Source organism: Telluria sp. RT2P19 (assembly GCF_059685725.1).
Map to the genome: position 1 here is coordinate 89,856 of NZ_JCASIL010000003.1, position 16,683 is coordinate 106,538.

General features: G+C 69.1%; 14 protein-coding genes. 7 read left to right on the forward strand and 7 right to left on the reverse strand.

Annotation, left to right across the window (positions count from 1 at the left end):
* The first annotated feature begins 123 nt into the window (after nucleotides 1-123).
* Nucleotides 124-1,458, forward strand: a complete 1,335-nt coding sequence (locus tag AC56KW_RS04700) for an MFS transporter (RefSeq protein ID WP_497169575.1) — start codon at nucleotides 124-126, stop codon at nucleotides 1,456-1,458.
* A 24-nt stretch (nucleotides 1,459-1,482) separates the two neighbouring features.
* On the opposite strand, the gene AC56KW_RS04705 is transcribed toward AC56KW_RS04700, so the two are convergent.
* Both AC56KW_RS04705 and AC56KW_RS04710 read right to left on the reverse strand, forming a co-directional pair.
* Nucleotides 1,483-4,401, reverse strand: a complete 2,919-nt coding sequence (locus tag AC56KW_RS04705) for an ATP-binding protein (protein ID WP_497169576.1) — start codon at nucleotides 4,399-4,401, stop codon at nucleotides 1,483-1,485.
* A gap of 125 nt (nucleotides 4,402-4,526) precedes the next feature.
* The gene (locus AC56KW_RS04710; protein ID WP_497169577.1) at nucleotides 4,527-5,240 is read right to left on the reverse strand and encodes a dienelactone hydrolase family protein; all 714 of its coding nucleotides are present in this window, start codon (nucleotides 5,238-5,240) and stop codon (nucleotides 4,527-4,529) included.
* 252 nt (nucleotides 5,241-5,492) lie between these two features.
* Here AC56KW_RS04710 and AC56KW_RS04715 point away from each other — a divergent pair, with 252 nt between their 5' ends.
* From AC56KW_RS04715 to AC56KW_RS04725, 3 genes are all read left to right on the forward strand, one after another.
* Nucleotides 5,493-6,317: an alpha/beta fold hydrolase gene (locus tag AC56KW_RS04715; RefSeq protein WP_497169578.1), complete on the forward strand. Its 825-nt coding sequence runs from the start codon at nucleotides 5,493-5,495 to the stop codon at nucleotides 6,315-6,317.
* Between the two features lie 44 nt (nucleotides 6,318-6,361).
* Nucleotides 6,362-7,804: a catalase gene (locus tag AC56KW_RS04720; protein WP_497169579.1), complete on the forward strand. Its 1,443-nt coding sequence runs from the start codon at nucleotides 6,362-6,364 to the stop codon at nucleotides 7,802-7,804.
* A gap of 97 nt (nucleotides 7,805-7,901) precedes the next feature.
* The gene (locus AC56KW_RS04725; RefSeq protein ID WP_497169580.1) at nucleotides 7,902-8,591 is read left to right on the forward strand and encodes a trimeric intracellular cation channel family protein; all 690 of its coding nucleotides are present in this window, start codon (nucleotides 7,902-7,904) and stop codon (nucleotides 8,589-8,591) included.
* Nucleotides 8,592-8,691: 100 nt separating this feature from the next.
* On the opposite strand, the gene AC56KW_RS04730 is transcribed toward AC56KW_RS04725, so the two are convergent.
* Entirely contained in the window at nucleotides 8,692-8,925 is a 234-nt protein-coding gene (locus AC56KW_RS04730; protein ID WP_497169581.1) for a hypothetical protein, read from the reverse strand.
* 170 nt (nucleotides 8,926-9,095) lie between these two features.
* On the opposite strand from AC56KW_RS04730, the gene AC56KW_RS04735 reads away from it, so the two are divergent.
* Nucleotides 9,096-9,818 (forward strand): hypothetical protein, encoded by a 723-nt coding sequence (locus AC56KW_RS04735; protein ID WP_497169582.1) that lies wholly within the window; start codon nucleotides 9,096-9,098, stop codon nucleotides 9,816-9,818.
* Nucleotides 9,819-9,824: 6 nt separating this feature from the next.
* Here AC56KW_RS04735 and AC56KW_RS04740 read toward each other — a convergent pair whose 3' ends face one another.
* Nucleotides 9,825-11,174, reverse strand: coding sequence for an MBL fold metallo-hydrolase (locus AC56KW_RS04740; RefSeq protein ID WP_497169583.1), 1,350 nt, complete (start codon nucleotides 11,172-11,174; stop codon nucleotides 9,825-9,827).
* Between the two features lie 103 nt (nucleotides 11,175-11,277).
* On the opposite strand from AC56KW_RS04740, the gene AC56KW_RS04745 reads away from it, so the two are divergent.
* Both AC56KW_RS04745 and AC56KW_RS04750 read left to right on the forward strand, forming a co-directional pair.
* Complete coding sequence (locus tag AC56KW_RS04745; RefSeq protein WP_497169584.1) at nucleotides 11,278-12,666, forward strand: nucleobase:cation symporter-2 family protein; 1,389 nt, start codon at nucleotides 11,278-11,280, stop codon at nucleotides 12,664-12,666.
* On the forward strand, nucleotides 12,663-13,676 hold the full coding sequence (locus tag AC56KW_RS04750; protein ID WP_497169585.1) for an Lnb N-terminal periplasmic domain-containing protein: 1,014 nt from the start codon (nucleotides 12,663-12,665) through the stop codon (nucleotides 13,674-13,676). Before AC56KW_RS04745 ends, AC56KW_RS04750 begins: the two co-directional genes overlap by 4 nt.
* On the opposite strand, the gene htpX is transcribed toward AC56KW_RS04750, so the two are convergent.
* From htpX to AC56KW_RS04765, 3 genes are all read right to left on the reverse strand, one after another.
* Nucleotides 13,673-14,548 (reverse strand): protease HtpX, encoded by an 876-nt coding sequence (gene htpX, locus AC56KW_RS04755; RefSeq protein ID WP_497169586.1) that lies wholly within the window; start codon nucleotides 14,546-14,548, stop codon nucleotides 13,673-13,675. The two genes, AC56KW_RS04750 and htpX, sit on opposite strands and share 4 nt — an antisense overlap.
* A 40-nt stretch (nucleotides 14,549-14,588) precedes the next feature.
* Nucleotides 14,589-16,163 carry a TerC family protein gene (locus AC56KW_RS04760; protein WP_497169587.1) on the reverse strand — a complete coding sequence of 525 codons (1,575 nt, stop codon included), beginning with the start codon at nucleotides 16,161-16,163 and terminating at the stop codon, nucleotides 14,589-14,591.
* Between the two features lie 133 nt (nucleotides 16,164-16,296).
* A complete protein-coding gene (locus AC56KW_RS04765) occupies nucleotides 16,297-16,674 on the reverse strand; it encodes a hypothetical protein (RefSeq protein ID WP_497169588.1) in 378 nt (125 codons plus the stop codon).
* Nucleotides 16,675-16,683: the final 9 nt, after the last annotated feature.

The following is a 16,683-nucleotide window of genomic DNA, read 5'->3' on the forward strand; positions in this document are numbered from 1 at the left end:
CCGCGTCGACAGCCCCCACGCCCCCGCGAAGCTGCGCGGCGTGAAACCTTGTGAATATTCCTCTGCATCCGCCCGCGGCCGGGGACAAGCATTTACGATACCCGCAGCAATCGGAGAACATGCATGCCATCCCTTGAACTCGCCACGCCTGTCGCCAGCCGTCTTGACCAGATGCCGGTCGGAACCCTGCACTGCCTGGCGGTTGGCCTGTGCGCGATCGGATTCGCCTTCGACGTGTTCGAGATAACGCTCGGCACCACCCTTGCGGCGGTATTCTCGGCGCCGCCCCACGCCACCGGGCCGGTGCGGCTGTCGGCCATGCTGGCGGCGGTGTATGTGGGCGCCGTGGTCGGCGCGCCCCTGCTCGGATGGATGGCGGACCGCATCGGTCGCCAGCGCAGCCTGATGGCGGCGCTGCTGTTCCTGGCCGTGACCTCGCTCGGCGCCGCGACCAGCCGCGACGCCGACCAGCTCACCGCGTGGCGCCTGCTGTCAGGCGTCGCGCTGGGTGGCTATCCGCCGCTCATGTTTACCTACCTGGCCGACCTGCTGCCGGCGCGGCGGCGCGGCGCCTTCATGCTGGCCACCGTGGCCTTCGGGTTCACGGGACCGGTCGCCGGGACCTTCCTGATCCGGGCCCTGGTGCCGCTCGAGCCCCTCGGCCTGGAGGCCTGGCGCTGGGGCCTCATCCTGGGCGGCGCCGGCAGCGCCGCCGCCGGCCTCCTGTTCGCCTGGCTGCCCGAATCGCCGCGCTGGCTCGAGGCGCGCGGCCGCGCGGCGGCGGCGCGGGCCGGTTGCGAACGCCTGGCGCGCGCGCGCGCCGTGCTTGCCGCCAGCGCGCCGCTGGCGCCCGCGGCCGCACCGGCACAAGCCGCTACCGGGGCGCCACCCAGTGCGCGGCGCCGCTGGCTGCTGGTGTCGGCCCTGTTTTTCCTGTCGGCCTGGTCGACGGTGGCGTTTCCGATCCTGACCGGGGCCATCCTGGCGCGCAAGGGCTTTGCGCTGGCCGATACCCTGCTTTATGTCGGCTTGGCCGCGCTGGGCCCGATCGTGGGCACGCTGGCCGCGTCGTTTGGAATCGACCGGGTCGAGCGCAAGACCGCCCTGGCCGCGACCACGGGCGCCGGCGCGCTGCTGGCGCTGCTGTTCGTGCAGGCCGAGTCGCCGGCGCTGCTGGTGGCGTCGAATCTCGGTTTCATGGTCTGCGCCACGGTGGCGGCGGCGGTGCTGAACCTGTATGCGTCGGAGGTGTTCCCGACCACCAGGCGTGCGGCCTCGGTGGCTACGGCCTGGGCCATGAACCGCTTCGGCGCGGCCTGCGCGCCGCTGCTGCTGCTGCCGCTGATGGCCGCCGGCGGGCCGCTGGCGATGGTCGCAGTCATCGCCGGTACCGTCCTGGCGGGGCTCCTGCTGCTGCCGGCGGCGCCGCCGGGGCGCGCGCGCGGCGCGCTCGACTAGCCTGGCGCCACGACCCGGGGCAGATCAAGCAGGCGACAGCGGGACGGCGGGGATATCCGGATCCTGGACGAAACGTTCACGCAAGTCGCGCGCGGCGCGCAGGTCGGCCGTGTCGAAACCCTGGTGGAACCGTCCCAGCACGCCGTCGAGCAGCTCGCCCGCCCGCCGCTGTCGACCGGCTGCGGCCCAGATGCGCGCCAGGCTGGTCGCCGCGCGCAACTCCCAGGCCAGCGCCCCCTGGGCCTGGGCGGTCACCATGGCATGCGCCAGAGCTGCCTCGACGCTGGCACGGGGCGCCCCGTTCGCGTGCGCGGACTCGGCCTGGATGCGCAGCAATTCGGGCTCGCACCACGTCTCTTGTCCACGCGCGGCCGTGGCCAGCGCCGCTGGCGGCAGAAAACCGGGCCGCGTGGTGGCGAGCAGCTCGAGCATCATCGGCTGGGCCGCCACCAGTTCACGGACGGCCGCCAGCTGATGCTCGCCGGCCGGCGCGGCGTCGCCCATCGACAGCCGCAGATGCACGGCCCATTCGCTCCAGAAGCTGAGCGCATGGCGCCGCGCATGGGATTCGAGGCGTTCCAGCGTTTCCAGGGCCAGCACGTCGTCGCCCCGCCACAGCGCGACCGGGGCCAGCGCCAGCCCGAGCGCCAGCGACAGCGCGAACGGGTGCTCGTTCTCGGCCAGGGTGACGATCTGCCGCGCGCGTACCAGCGCCACGTCGGCCTCGCCGGTGATCCACTCGCTGCGCGCCATCACCACACCCATGACGATCCGTTGCGGAATCGGACCCAGCACATTGCTGTGCCCGCCCGGCATGTCGGTATCGAGCGTATGCAGGGCCTGTTCGCGCGCCGCGCGATGGCGGCCCTGGAAATGCAGGCCGAGCGCGCCCCAGCGCGTCGCCAGCAGCCGCGCCACGCGCGCGGCCGGGTCGAGCACGGCCATCCCGGTGCTGTCCAGGCGCGCCTGCGCCGCGACCGCGCCGATGCGCGCGTAGTCGCCGGCGATGAACGCGCCCACGCACAGCGCGCTCGCCACCAGCGCCCGTGCCTCGGGCGCGCGCACCCGCGGTGCGGCGTCGACCAGCCGCGCGTACATGCGAATGCGTTGCTCGGGCGGCATGGCGACATGGGTGGTCGCGAGCGTCCACGCCGCCAGCAGCCGCGCCTCCAGTTCGACGCCGTCCGTCACGGCTTCGGCCGCCACCAGCGCGCCCAGCGCCTGGAGCGCCATGTCGAGCCGGCGCCGGAACTGGTCGACCATGCCCAATTCGATCATGGGCAGCGGCACGGCGACGCACAACGCGAGTCCGAGCATCGGCTCGCCGCCGCTGCCGAACGCCCAGTCGAGGGCGGCCAGCAGGTCGGCGCTCAGCCCACCGTAGCGCCGGTACCAGCGAGGCAGCGAGCGCTCGTCGATCTCGGCGCGCGCCTGCCCGAACAGCGTGCACAGGTGCGTGGCGTGGCGCCGCCGCGATGCGTGCCCTTCGCCGCTGGCGGCCAGGCGCGCGGCGGCGTAGCGCCGGGTGGTATTCAGGAAGCGGTAGCGCGCCAGGCGGTGGTCGGCGTCGACCGTCAGCAGTGATTTGTCGGCCAGGGCCAGCACGGCGTCCAGTACCTGGGCCGGCGCCAGCGTGTCGAAGGCGCAGACCAGCGCGGCCGACTCCAGCGAAAAGGCGGCGTGGAACACCGACAGCCGCCTGAATACGGTGCGCTCGACGTCGCCGAGCAGCCGGTGGCTGCAATCGAGCATGGTCTCGAGCGCAGCGTGACGCGGGCTTGCCAGGCGCCGGCTGCGGGTGAGCAGGCCCAGCATGTCGTCCAGGCGCGCGGCCAGCCCCTCGACGCCGAGCGCCTCCACCCGCGCCGCCGCCAGCTCGATCGCCAGCGGCAGGCCGTCGAGTTGCTGACACAGCCTGAGCACCGTGGGCAGATTGCCGGGGTCGAGGACGAAATCGCTCGAATTGGCCTGGGCGCGCTCGACGAACAGCGCCACCGCCGGCGACATGCTGGCCGCGGCGCAGTCTGGCGCCGCGTCGGGCGCGGGCAAAGCCAGCGGCGGCAGGCGGTACACCGCTTCGCCGGCCACGCCCAGCGCTGCGCGGCTGGTGGCCAGCACCCTGACCCGCGGCGCGGTGGCCACGATCTGTCCGGCAAACTCGGCGGCCGCCCCCAGCACGTGCTCGCAGTTGTCGAAGACCAGCAGGGTGTGCAGCGCAGCGAGCGCGTTGCAGATGCCGGACAGCGGATCGACCTGCTGCAAGGAGATGCCGAGCGCGCTGCCGATGGCGGCCGGCACCAGGGCGGGATCATCGAGCGCGGCGAAGTCGACCAGGTGGCAGCCATCGGCATGGCGCGCGCCGTGGGTCGCCGCATAGTCGAGGGCCACGGCCGTCTTGCCGATTCCCCCCGGCCCGGTCAGCGTCACCAGCGCGGCCCCGGCCAGCAGCGCATCGAGTTCGGTGGCCACGGTGGCCCGGCCCAGCAGCCGACCGAGCCCTGCGCGCCGGTCGAACACGGCGGGCATGGGCGGCAGCGGCGACCAGCCCGGCTGGGAGTGGCCGGCCGCAGGCGCCGCGCAGACCGGCTTGACGAAGCGGTAGCCGCGTCCCAGCACCGTCATGATGTATTGGTCCGCCGGCGTCTCGGCCAGCGCTTTTCGCAGCGCCGACATATGCACACGCAAGCCGTTTTCTTCGACCACGGCGTGCGGCCAGACCGCGGCCACGAGTTCCTGGTGGCTTACCACGTCGCCGGCGCGCGCGACCAATGCCACCAGCAGGTCGAAGGCGCGTCCGCCCAGCGTCACCGGCGCACCGTCGCAGGCCAGCAGCTTGCGCCCCGGATGGAGCGAAAAGCGCCCGAAGGCATAGTCGACCCCGGCTGGCCGGGGCGGCATGCCGCCCTGGTTCGCCGGCTGGTCGGATACGGTGTCGGTATGCATGTCGATAGGGTCGCTGGCCGGCGGACACGCCGCCGGACGCATCTTGCGCCGGTCGGGCCGCCCCAGCGGTTAACTTAAGCCTTTGGCGCGCGCTTGACAAGATGTAAATATGATACGCCCTGGCGTCACCCGAGATGCCGCCGCAGGAAGTCCGCGGTCCGGCCGTTGGCCAGCGCCGCCGACGCCGCATCGAAGTGGGCGCCGCCGGGCCGGGCGAAGGCGTGCGACTGTCCGGGATAGGCATGGATCGTCACGCCGGCTTGCCCGTCCAGCGCAGCGTGGATGGCGGCCTGCGCGTCCTTGCCGATGTATTCGCCTTCTTCGGCCAGGTGCATCAGCAGCGGCGTGCGGACCTGCGCCGCCCGCGCGAGGAAGCGCTCGGTGCCGCCACCGTAATAGGCCACGGCGGCGTCGGCGATCCCGTCCTCGGCGGCGGCCAGGAAGGTCAGCAGCCCGCCCAGGCAGAACCCCATGACGCCGACCTTCCCCGAGCATCCGGGCAGGGCGCGCGCGGTGGCGGCGGTGGCCGCGATGTCGCCCACGCCGCGCTCGAAGTCGTAGCCGCGATAGAGGGCGAACCCGCGCTCCTGGTGCGCCGGGTCGCCTTCGTGCATGGATAGTCCGCGTTCGCTGCGCCAGAACAGGTCCGGGCACAGCACGATGAAACCTTGTTTCGCCATCTCGGCGGCGATCGAGCGGATACCCGCGTTCACGCCGAAGATCTCCTGCAGCACGATCAGCGCGGGCCGCCCGCGCCCATCGGCGGGGCCGGACGCTGGATGCGCGAGATAGGCGGAAAAGCTGCCCTCGGCGACGGCAATATCGATGGTCGCGTTCATGGTTCCTCCTTTGGTCACTGTTGTCGACGACAAAAACCGAGTCTAATCAGCAAGCAGCGCCCGGAGGGTGAAATTGCGTGAAACCCTGCGCGCGCGGCCCCGCTCCGCCGGCTTTCACGACGATTCACTCACGCCCGCGCCAGGCGTCTCTCTACACTTGGGGACAGTCTTCGCGCGACCGATCCACACCGACAGGAGCGCCCATGTCCACGCTGTCGATCCATATCCACCAACACCACGAGGAGTAACCGCATGGCCACGTTCACCACCACCGAAGGCGTCGAACTCTATTACAAGGATTGGGGCAGCGGCCAGAGCATCGTGTTCTGCCACGGCTGGCCCTTGAGTTCGGACAGCTGGGAATCGCAGATGATCTTCTTCGCCGACCAGGGCTACCGCTGCATCGCGCACGACCGGCGCGGCCACGGCCGTTCGAGCCAGCCCTGGAACGGCAACGACATGGACCACTACGCCGACGACCTGGCCGAGCTGCTCGTTCACCTGGACGTCAAGGACGCGGTGCTGCTCGGCTTCTCGACCGGCGGCGGCGAGGTGGCCCGCTACATCGGCCGCCACGGCACCGGGCGGGTCGCCAAGGCCGGCCTGATCTCGGCGGTGCCACCGCTGATGCTCAAGACCGAGGCCAATCCCGGCGGCCTGCCGCTCGAAGTATTCGACGGCATCCGCGCGGGGCAGCTGGCCGACCGCTCCCAGCTCTACCTGGACATCCCGAGCGGCCCGTTCTACGGTTTCAACCGGCCCGGCGCCAAGGTGTCGCAAGGCCTGATCCAGTCGTGGTGGCTGCAGGGGATGCTGGGTGGCCACAAGAACACCTATGACTCGATCAAGGCGTTTTCGCAGACCGACTTCACCGACGACCTCAAGAAGTTCGCGATCCCGACCCTGATCATCCATGGCGACGACGACCAGATCGTGCCGATCGACGCAGCCGGGCGTGCCTCGAAGAAGCTGGTGCCGCACGCCCAGCTGATCGTGTATCCCGGCGCGCCGCATGGCCTGACCGATACCCACAAGGAGCAGGTCAATGCCGACCTGCTGGCCTTCGTACGCGGCTGACCCGGACCGGGCCGAGCGCCACCATCCAACCAGAGGACGATGTGATGAAAGAACTGACCACCGCCGCGGGCGCCCCCGTGGTGGACAACCAGAACACCATGACGGCCGGCCCGCGCGGACCGGCCCTGCTCCAGGACGTGTGGTTCCTGGAAAAGCTGGCCCACTTCGACCGCGAGGTGATTCCCGAACGCCGCATGCACGCCAAGGGCGGCGGCGCCTACGGCACCTTCACCGTGACCCGCGACATCACGCGCTATACCAAGGCGCTGCTGTTCGCCGAAGTCGGCAAGAAGACCGATCTCTTCATGCGCTTTTCGACGGTTGCCGGCGAGCGCGGCGCGGCCGACGCCGAGCGCGACATCCGCGGCTTCGCCATGAAGTTCTACACCGAGCAGGGCAACTGGGACCTGGTCGGCAACAACACGCCCGTGTTCTTCATGCGCGACCCGCTCAAGTTCCCGGACCTGAACCACGCCGTGAAACGCGATCCGCGCACCGGCATGCGCAGCGCCGACAACAACTGGGACTTCTGGTCCAGCCTTCCCGAGGCGCTGCACCAGGTCACGATCGTCATGAGCGACCGCGGCATTCCCAGGAGCTTTCGCCACATGCACGGCTTCGGCAGCCATACCTTCAGCTTCATCAACGCCGCCAACGAGCGCTTCTGGATCAAGTTCACCTTCAAGACGCAGCAGGGAATCCAGAACCTGGACGATGCCGAAGCGGCCACGGTGATCGGTCGCGACCGCGAGAGCAACCTGCGCGACCTGTACGACAGCATCGAGGCGGGCGACTTCCCGCGCTGGACCATGTACGTGCAAATCATGCCGGAAAAAGAAGCTGCCACCTACCGCTACAACCCGTTCGACCTGACCAAGGTCTGGCTGCACGCCGACTATCCGCTGATCGAGGTCGGCGTGCTGGAACTGAACCGCAACCCCGAGAACAACTTCGCCGAGGTCGAGCAGGCCGGCTTCAATCCCGCCCACATCGTGCCCGGCATCGGCTTCTCGCCCGACCGCATGCTGCAGGGCCGCCTGTTCTCGTATGGCGATGCGCTGCGCTACCGGCTCGGCGTGAACCACCACATGATCCCGGTGAACGCCCCTCGCTGCCCGGTGCACAGCTACCACCGCGACGGCGCCATGCGCGTTGACGGCAACCGCGGCGGCACGCCGTCGTACGAGCCGAACCGCCATGGCGAGTGGCAGGACCAGCCGGACTTCAAGGAACCGCCACTGACGCTCGAAGGCGCGGCCGACCACTGGAACCACCGGGTCGACACCGACTATTATTCGCAGCCGGCCTTGCTGTTCCGGAAAATGTCGCCGGCCCAGCGCGAAGCCCTGTTCCAGAACACGGCGCGGGCGATCGCCGGCGCCTCGGACGAGGTCAAGGCGCGCCACATCGCCAATTGCACGATGTGCGACCCGGCGTATGGGGACGGCGTGGCGCGCGCGATCGTGCAGGCCAGCGAGACCTCCTGAAGGCGACCGGGCGGGAGCGGCAACGGCACGGACGGGCACGGCGTTGTAGAATCCGCATCCTCGGTGCGGCTCGCACCTTTTTGACCAGAGGTATGCCGTGTTCCCCGTTCCCGCCCTCGACATGGGCGTCGCCATGAAGACCCTGGTGCTGACCCTCGACCTGGTCGGCACCTTCGTGTTCGCCCTGAGCGGCGCCACCGCCGGCGTCCGGCGCCAGCTCGACCTGTTCGGCGTGCTGGTGCTGTCCTTCGTCGCCGCCACCTCGGGCGGCATCGTGCGCGATGTGCTGATCGGCGCCACGCCGCCGGCCGCCTTCACCGACTGGCGCTACCTGGGCGTGTCGCTGCTGGCCGGGGTGGCGATCTTCTTCTGGGCGCCGGCCATCAACCGCCTGCGCCATCCGGTGCTGGTGTTCGACGGCGCCGGCCTGGCCCTGTTCTGCGTCGCCGGCGCCCAGAAGGCGCTGGTATTCGGCCTGGAACCGGTGATGGCGGCGCTGCTCGGCATGTTGACCGGCATCGGCGGCGGCGTCGCGCGCGACGTGCTGCTGTCGAACGTGCCGGCCGTGTTCCGCTCGGACATCTATGCCGTCGCGGCGCTGGCGGGAGCGTCGGTCGTGGTCGTGGGCGACGCCCTGGGCTTGCCGAGCACGCCCACGGCCATCGGCGGGGCGCTCCTGTGCTTCGGCCTGCGCCTGGCGGCCATCCGCTTCGGCTGGCACTTGCCGACCGCGCGTGCGCCGGAAGGCAGCGAGGCCGACGACGACGCCGGCCGCGACGGGCGCTGAGCCCACCTAGCAATACTTCGACAGAAGGCGCCGGAATCCGGGAAGATCGTCACGACCCGGGCCTTGCCCAGTTGCGGCAACAGCCGGGCGATCCCGGCGCTCACGCAAGCGCTCGAGCCGCCGGCCAGGATGCCCTCTTCGCGCGCCAGCCGCTGGATCCAGGCCAGCGCTTTTCATCCGGCACCTGGGCCACGTCGTCGACCACGCCCGGATCGAATGCGGGCGAAGGACAACCCTTGCCGACGCCCTCGATCGCGCTGGAGAACTGGCCGCCGGCCGGGATATCGGTGACCAGCGTGCGGTAGGCCGAGCGGGCCGGTTCGGCGCCGATCACGCGGATCGCCGGGTCACGCTCCTTAGTGGCATGCTTGCCTGGCTGTCAGTCACTATTGACACCCTGTCGGTTCCTGTGCGGTCCGGCGCGAGAAACGCGACACGCGCATTGGGGAGACACCCTGCCGCGATCGGCTAGAATGACGGCCCGACCATGCATCAGGCCAGCGAATGAACACCACCGACCTGCCTTTCCGGGCCAATACCGCCGAGGCCTGCTCCTGGCTTGCGCAACAGACCGGGTCTGCCTGGACACTCGCGCGCCTGCTTGAGCATGCGCTCACGCCGTATGTCTGGCTCGATTACGATCCGGCCCATCCCGAGCTGTTCGGCGACGCCAATGGCGGCTATGCGGCGCCGATCTTCTTTCGCGACGATATCGCGCGGCTCGCCGCCGGCAGCGACGATGTCGTGATCACCCTCACCAAGGACGCCTACCAGATCGTCGCGCGGCTGCCGGCCCCGGGTTTCACGCGACCGCTGGACGCATTGCGATTTCTGAGGAAGGACCTGGAGCGCCTGGCCAAAGAGCTGGCACGCGCCCAGACGGCGCCCCTGGAGGGCGGCGCCGCCGCGCCGGGGCCGGCGCCCGAGTCACGGCACGGCGTCGGCAAGGCGCATCTGGTCGAAGCGTTCGGTGCGCACGCCAGGATGGACCTGGGCAAGGCGCTCGACGATGCGATCGGCATCTTCGGCGACGACGGCGCACGCATCAAGGCCAGCGCCCGCAGGTCGAAGCGCCACGCCGTGTGGAACCCCGTGACGCTGGCGCTCGGATTGCACGACGTCTACCGTGTGCCGCTCGGCCCCTTGCGGCGCGCCTTCGCAACCCACGACTTCCTGCTCGACTGGCAGGACAATTGGGAACAGTCCTTGCGGCTGCTCGGCAAGTAAGCGGGATCAGCGCGCCAGCAGGCGGCGCAGCTGGGCCGCCTGGTAGGCGCCGAAGGTGTCGCCGAACAGGCAGCGGATCAGGGGGTCGTCGACCACCTCGGCTTGCAGCAGCTCACGTTCGGTGTCGGCATCGAACGTGGCATCGTTGATCCGCATATACATCGAGGTCAGCGATTCGCCCAGTGCGAGCGCTGCATACAGCTTGGCGGCCGGGATCTCGGTCGTCCAGCCGAGGGGACCCGCGCCGGCGTCCACCGGCACCGCGCTGTCACCGTCCAGGCGGTAGTGATACCGGCACGCCTGGCCCGCATGATCGAACACCGACAGGCGCCAGATGCGCGGATGGTCGAAATACGCGGAGTCGGCTTCGGTGTCGCCATACTTCGCGGCCAGCCCCACGCGGCAGAACTCGGTCACGCGGCCCTGTTCGTCTTCCGCCAGGGGCGCGAAATGGCGGGCGACCTCGCTCGTCGGCGGCGGCGTCGCATTGCCTTCATAGACATAGTCCACATCCTGCTCGCCTAGCGGGGTCACCCATGGCAGCGGCGGCGCCGGATGCAGGCCTGCGGCATCGAGCCGCACCGAGACGGATGGGTCGAGCCGCACGATGCGCGCATGCGGCAGCGCCGCCCCCACTTCGTCCACGAAGCGGGCATAGGAAATCGGGAAGAACGCGCGGTTATACCAGGACCACGGCTCCTGCAGGAACTGGCACGAACTCGGCACCACGATGCGCGGCGCCAGCGCCCGCAACTGGGCGATCCACTCCTGTGGCAGGCCGGGCGGCGCCGCGGCATGCCGCGTCGGCGCCAGCACCTCGAGCTCGCGCATGGTCTGGAACGGCCACAGCACCATGTCCCACGGCCCCTGCGCGACCAGTTGCGAGAGCACGGCTTCGTCGATCCAGGAGTCGACCACATTCAGCACGTTCATGCCGGCGGCGCTCACCTGGAACATCGAGTCGACCTCGGCATCCATCGCCTCGCGCGGCGTGACCGTGAACGGCCCGATCCCGACCGCCTGGTCCAGGACCAGGCGGTGGACATCGGTGAAGCCGAGCTGGCGCACCATGGCGAACAGCTCGTCGAACAGGCAATAGATATGGAGCGGCGTCGCGCGGTCCAGCAAGTCCAGGCTCTCGAGCGAGCAGTGGTCGTCATGGAAGTGCGAGATGAAGACGGCGTCGAAGCGCTGGCGCCGGATGGCCTCGACGTCGAACCGCACATCGGGAAAGGCGTGGCAGTTGCGGCTGAAAGGATTCTCGAAGATGGTGTCGAAGGCGATGCGCCGGCCCGCGCATTCGAAGACATACCCTGCGTGGAGAATCCTCGCGATTGTCAGTCCTGGCGTGTCCATGATCCCCCCCCCCATGATTAGCGTGAGAGGCGGCATTCTACACGCCGACCGCGCCTGGCGGGCCGTCTGGCGGTAGAATCGCGTCTTTGCCCAGCAGCTTCCCATGTCGACACCCTCAAGCCAGCACGTCCAAGAACCCCGGTCGGAACTGATCCTCGGCCTCGATGACCGTCCGCCGCCGCTGCTCGGCATGCTGTCCGCCCTGCAGCACCTGCTGGCCATCATCGTCCCCATCGTCACGCCGGGACTGTTGATCTGCCAGGCGCTGGGCGTGTCCAGCCGCGATACGAACCTGATCGTCTCGATGTCGCTGGTCATCTCCGGCATCGCCACCTACGTCCAGTGCCGTCGTTTCGGCCCGTTCGGCGCCGGCCTCCTGATCGTGCAGGGCACCAGCTTCAACTTCGTCGGCCCGCTGATCGCGGGCGGCGCCCTGATGGTCAAGCAGGGCACGCCGGTCGAGGCGGTGATGGCCGCGATCTTTGGCGTGGTCGTGGCCGGCTCCTTCATCGAGATGGGCGTCTCGCGCGTGCTGCCGTTCGTGAAACGCCTCATCACGCCGCTCGTGACCGGCATCGTCGTGCTGATGATCGGCCTCACCCTGATCAAGGTCGGCCTGATCAGCATGGGCGGCGGCTACAGCGCCATGGCCAACGGCAGCTTCGCCACGGGCGAGAACCTGCTGCTGTCCGGCGTGGTGCTGGCCATCATCGTGATCCTGAACCGGGTGCCGGTGGTGTGGCTGCGCAGCGCCGCCATCGTGGTCGCTCTCGGCGTCGGCTACGCCCTCGCCGGCTGGATGGGCCGCCTCGACTTCAGCGGCATGCACGAGGCGCCGCTGTTCCAGGTGCCGACGCCGCTGCACTTCGGCCTGGGCTTTTCCTGGTCGCTGTTCATCCCGATGATCGTGATCTACCTGGTCACGTCACTGGAAGCGATTGGCGACGTCACCGCCACCAGCAAGGTCTCGCGCCAGCCGGTCGAGGGCCCGCTGTGGATGCAGCGCATCAAGGGCGGCGTGCTGGTCAACGGCGCCAACTCGCTCCTGGCCGGGATCTTCAACACCTTCCCCAGCTCGATCTTCGCCCAGAACAACGGCGTGATCCAGCTGACCGGCATCGCCAGCCGCCACGTCGGCATGTGGATCGCGCTGTTCCTGGTAATCCTTGGCCTGTTCCCGGCGGTCGCCGGTGTGATCCAGGCGGTGCCCGAGCCGGTGCTGGGCGGCGCGGCGATGGTCATGTTCGGCGCGGTGGCGGCGGCCGGCATCAATATCCTGGCCAGCGTCACGCTCGACCGCCGCGCTCTGCTGGTGATCGCGGTCTCGCTGGCGCTGGGCCTGGGCGTGTCGCAGGTGCCGGAATTCCTGGCCCATATGCCGGCCGCCGTGCGCAACGTGCTCGAATCGGGCGTCGCCACCGGCGGCCTGTGCGCCTTGATCCTGAACTGGTTCCTGCCCGAGCAGGCCACCGCGCCGGAGCAGGCGCGGTGAACTGGCGCCGGCTGGCCAGGGGCGTGCTGGCGCTGGTCGTCCTGCTCGTGACGGCATGGGGCGCGCTGGCCCTGTGGTTCCAGCTGGCGCCGGCATTCGCCCTGCCCCTCGGCGCTGCGTGGTGTCTGCTGGGCCTTGCCGTGGCGCTGACGCTGATGCGGGCGCCGGGTGCAAAGCACGAGCGCAGCTTGCTGCTCGCGGCGGCACTGGCGGGCCTGTCGATGCTGGGATGGTGGCAGTCGCTCGCGCCGTCGCACGACCGGCCGTGGGCCGACGACGTCGCGCGCCTGCTGGAGTCGACAGTCATCGGCGACCAACTTGAATTACGCAATGTACGCGCTTTCGAGTGGCGTACCGAAACCGATTACACGCCGCGCTGGGAAACGCGGCGCTACGACCTTGGAAAGCTCGAGTCGGCCGACCTGGTGCTGTCGTACTGGATGGGGCCGCACATCGCGCACACGCTGGTGTCGTTCGGCTTCAGCGACGGGCAAAGGCTGGTGTTCTCGCTCGAGATCCGCAAGGAGCACGGCGAGCAATTCTCGGCGCTCGGCGGCTTCTTTCGCAAGTTCGAGCAGGTCATCGTCGCCGCCGACGAGCGTGACCTGATCCGCACCCGCAGCAATGCGCGCGGCGAGCAGGTCTACCTGTACCGGCTGCGCGCGGCGCCGGCGCAACTGCGCTCGGTGCTGCTCGACTATCTCGCGCGCGCCGAACGGCTGCGTGGCCGGCCCGAGTTCTACAACACCTTGAGCAGCAACTGCACCACGATCCTGTTCGAGCTGGCGCGCCACATCGATCCATCGCTGCCGCTCGACTACCGGCTCCTGGCCTCCGGCCATTTCGCCGAGTATGCCTACGACCAGGGTGCGCTCACCGCAGGCCTGCCCTATGCCGTCCTGCGCGAGCGCGGCCATGTGAATGCCCGCGCCCGCAAGGCGGACCTGGAGGCCGTCGACTATTCGCACGCCATTCGCGCCGGCGTGCCTGGCATCCCGGCGCAGGATTAGCGCGACTGCAGCGCCGCGATACGCTCTTCGATCGGCGGGTGGCTCGAGAACAGCGCCATCGCGCCGCCCTTGCCCGAGATGCCGAAGGCGCTCATGTTCTTCGGCAGCTCGCCTTCGGCCATGCCGCCGAGGCGGCGCAGCGCCGCGATCATCGGCTGCGGTTGGCCCATGATGGCGGCGGCGCCGCGGTCGGCGCGAAATTCGCGCTGGCGCGAGAACCAGGCCACGATGATGCTGGCCAGGATGCCGAACACGATCTCGCACACGATTACGGTGACCATGTAGCCGATACCGGGCCCGCTGTTTTCCTCGTCGTTCTTGCGCAGCATGCCGTCCACGAAGTAGCCGACGATGCGCGCCAGGAAAATCACGAAGGTGTTGACGACGCCCTGGATCAGGGTCAGCGTCACCATGTCGCCGTTGGCGATGTGGGCCACCTCATGCGCCAGCACGGCCTCGACCTCCCGCTCGGTCATCGACTGCAGCAGGCCGGTCGACACAGCGACCAGCGATGAATTCTTGGTGGCGCCGGTCGCGAAGGCATTCGGCTCGCCGTCGTAGATGGCCACTTCGGGCATGCCGATCCCGGCGCGCCGGGCCTGGGCCGCCACCGTGTCGAGCAGCCACTGCTCGGTCGAGCTGGACGGCTGGGTGATGACGCGCGCCCTGGTGCTCCATTTCGCGATCGGCTTCGACAGCAGCAGCGAGATGAAGGCGCCGCCAAAGCCCATCAGGCCGGCGAACATCAGGAGCCTGGGCAGGTCCAGGCCATTCGAGGTGAGGAAGCGGTTCACGCCCAGCAGGCTGGCGGTGACGCCCAGCACCAGCATGATGCCGAGGTTGGTCGCGATAAAGAGAAGAGTACGTTTCATGATGTCCTTCCAGGTACGGTTACGATGATGAAAATGGGGTTCAGGCGGCTTGTTCGGCGGCGTCCGTCACGACACGCTGGACCAGCACCTTGGCGATGCGGCGCTCCTCCACGCTCAGGATGCGGTAGCGCAGGCCGTCGATCTCGACCTCCTGGCCCGGTTCCGGCATGCTCCCGAAGCGCGCCAGCAGGAAGCCGGCCAGCGAGGTGTATTCGTCGTCGCTGCTGACCAGGCCCGAGGTCTCCAGCGCCTGTTCGAGCTGGTGCAGGTCGGCCGCGCCGTCGACTTCCCACGCGCCCGGCCCCTTGGGCTGGATCGCCAGCTGCTCGTCCTCGTCGGGGAATTCGCCCGCGATGGCCTCCAGGATGTCGACCGGCGTCAGGAGGCCCTGGACGAGGCCGAATTCGTCGGTCACCAGCACCAGCTGGCCGTGAGCGCGCTTGAGCGTGTCCATCGCTTTCAGCACGCCGGCGGTGTCTGGCAACAGGATCGGTTTGCGGATCGGGCCGTTGCCGTCCACGACGGCATCGTCGATGCGCGCCTGCAGCACCAGCTGGCTGATCAGGTCCTTGGTGCGGGCGATGCCGACCAGGTTGTCCAGCTGGCCGCGCCCCACCGGCATCAGACTGTGCGGCGAGTCCTGCAACTGGCGCAGAATATCGTCCGCTTCGTCGTCGAGGTTTACCCACGACATCTCGGAACGCGGCGTCATGATCGAGCGGATCGAACGGTCGGCCAGCGTCAGGACGCCGCTGACCATATTGCGCTCCTCGATGCCGAAGGCTTGCGCCTCTTCTGCGGGCGCGTCGGCAGCGTCGGCGTCATGCTCGGGACGGCGCTTGCCGCCCATCAGGCGCAGCACGGTGTCGGCGGTACGGTCGCGCAGCGGCACGCGCGCCTCGTTCTTCAGGAAGTTACGGCGCGCGAACTGGTTCAGCGCCTCGATCACGATCGAGAAGCCGATCGCCGCGTACAGGTAACCTTTCGGAATGTGGAAACCCATGCCCTCGGCCACCAGCGACAAGCCGATCATCAGGAGGAAGGACAGGCACAGCACGACCACGGTCGGATGCGCATTGACGAAGCGGGTGAGCGGCTTCGAGGCCAGGATCATGACGCCGATCGAGATGATCACGGCCGCCATCATGACGCCCAGCTCGTCGACCATGCCCACGGCGGTGATCACGGCGTCGAGCGAGAACACGGCGTCCAGCACCACGATCTGCGCCACCACGGCGCCGAAGCTCGCGTACACCTTCGACCGGGTCTGGACGTGGGTCACGCCTTCGAGGCGCTCGTGCAGCTCGACGGTGGCCTTGAACAACAGGAACACGCCGCCCAGGAGCAGGATCAGGTCGCGCCCCGAGGGCGACCAGGGCCCGAGCGCGAACAGCGGCGTGGTGAGCGTGACCAGCCAGGACACGATCGTCAACAGGCCCAGGCGCATCAGCATGGCCAACGTCAGGCCGATCAGGCGCGCCTTGTCGCGCTGGTGCGGCGGCAGCTTGTCTGCCAGGATCGCGATGAAAATCAGATTGTCGATGCCCAGGACGATTTCCAGGACGACGAGTGTGAGCAGACCCGCCCAGATTGCCGGGTCGAATAGCCATTCCATGGTGTTACCTCGTTATTTTGCTAAAAGTTGTTCGCGGCCGCGATCGCGGCATGGCGGCGCAGTCGACAGCGCCAGCGCTCCATGCGGGGATCGTGATCGGCCAGTGGCGCCGCGGACGCGGCCAAGGCAGGTCCTAGCGCCTGCGCGGGGGTTTCAGCGGTGGGAACGAGGCGTGGCTGGCGCGCGGCGGCGCCGGGGGCATGATCGCCCCTCCCGGCGCACCGGGCAGCAGCAGGCCGAGGTCTTCATGGACCGAATCGTGGACGTCGGCGCCGGCCGGCGGTTCATCGGGATCGATATCGCAGGCGGACTGGCAATCGTTGCCGCCCAGGTAGGCGTCGGCGAACAACGGCACGGCGGCATCGGTCTCGAGCGCAGCCGTGTGAATGAGGACTTCGGAGGGTGTGACGTGTTGCGTCGCCGCCGGCTGCATCGCGGATGCGGCCATGGCCAGGGCAAACATGTTCAGGGGGAGCAGCAGGGTCAGGCAGATGACGATGAATCGTCGCATATACAGTGC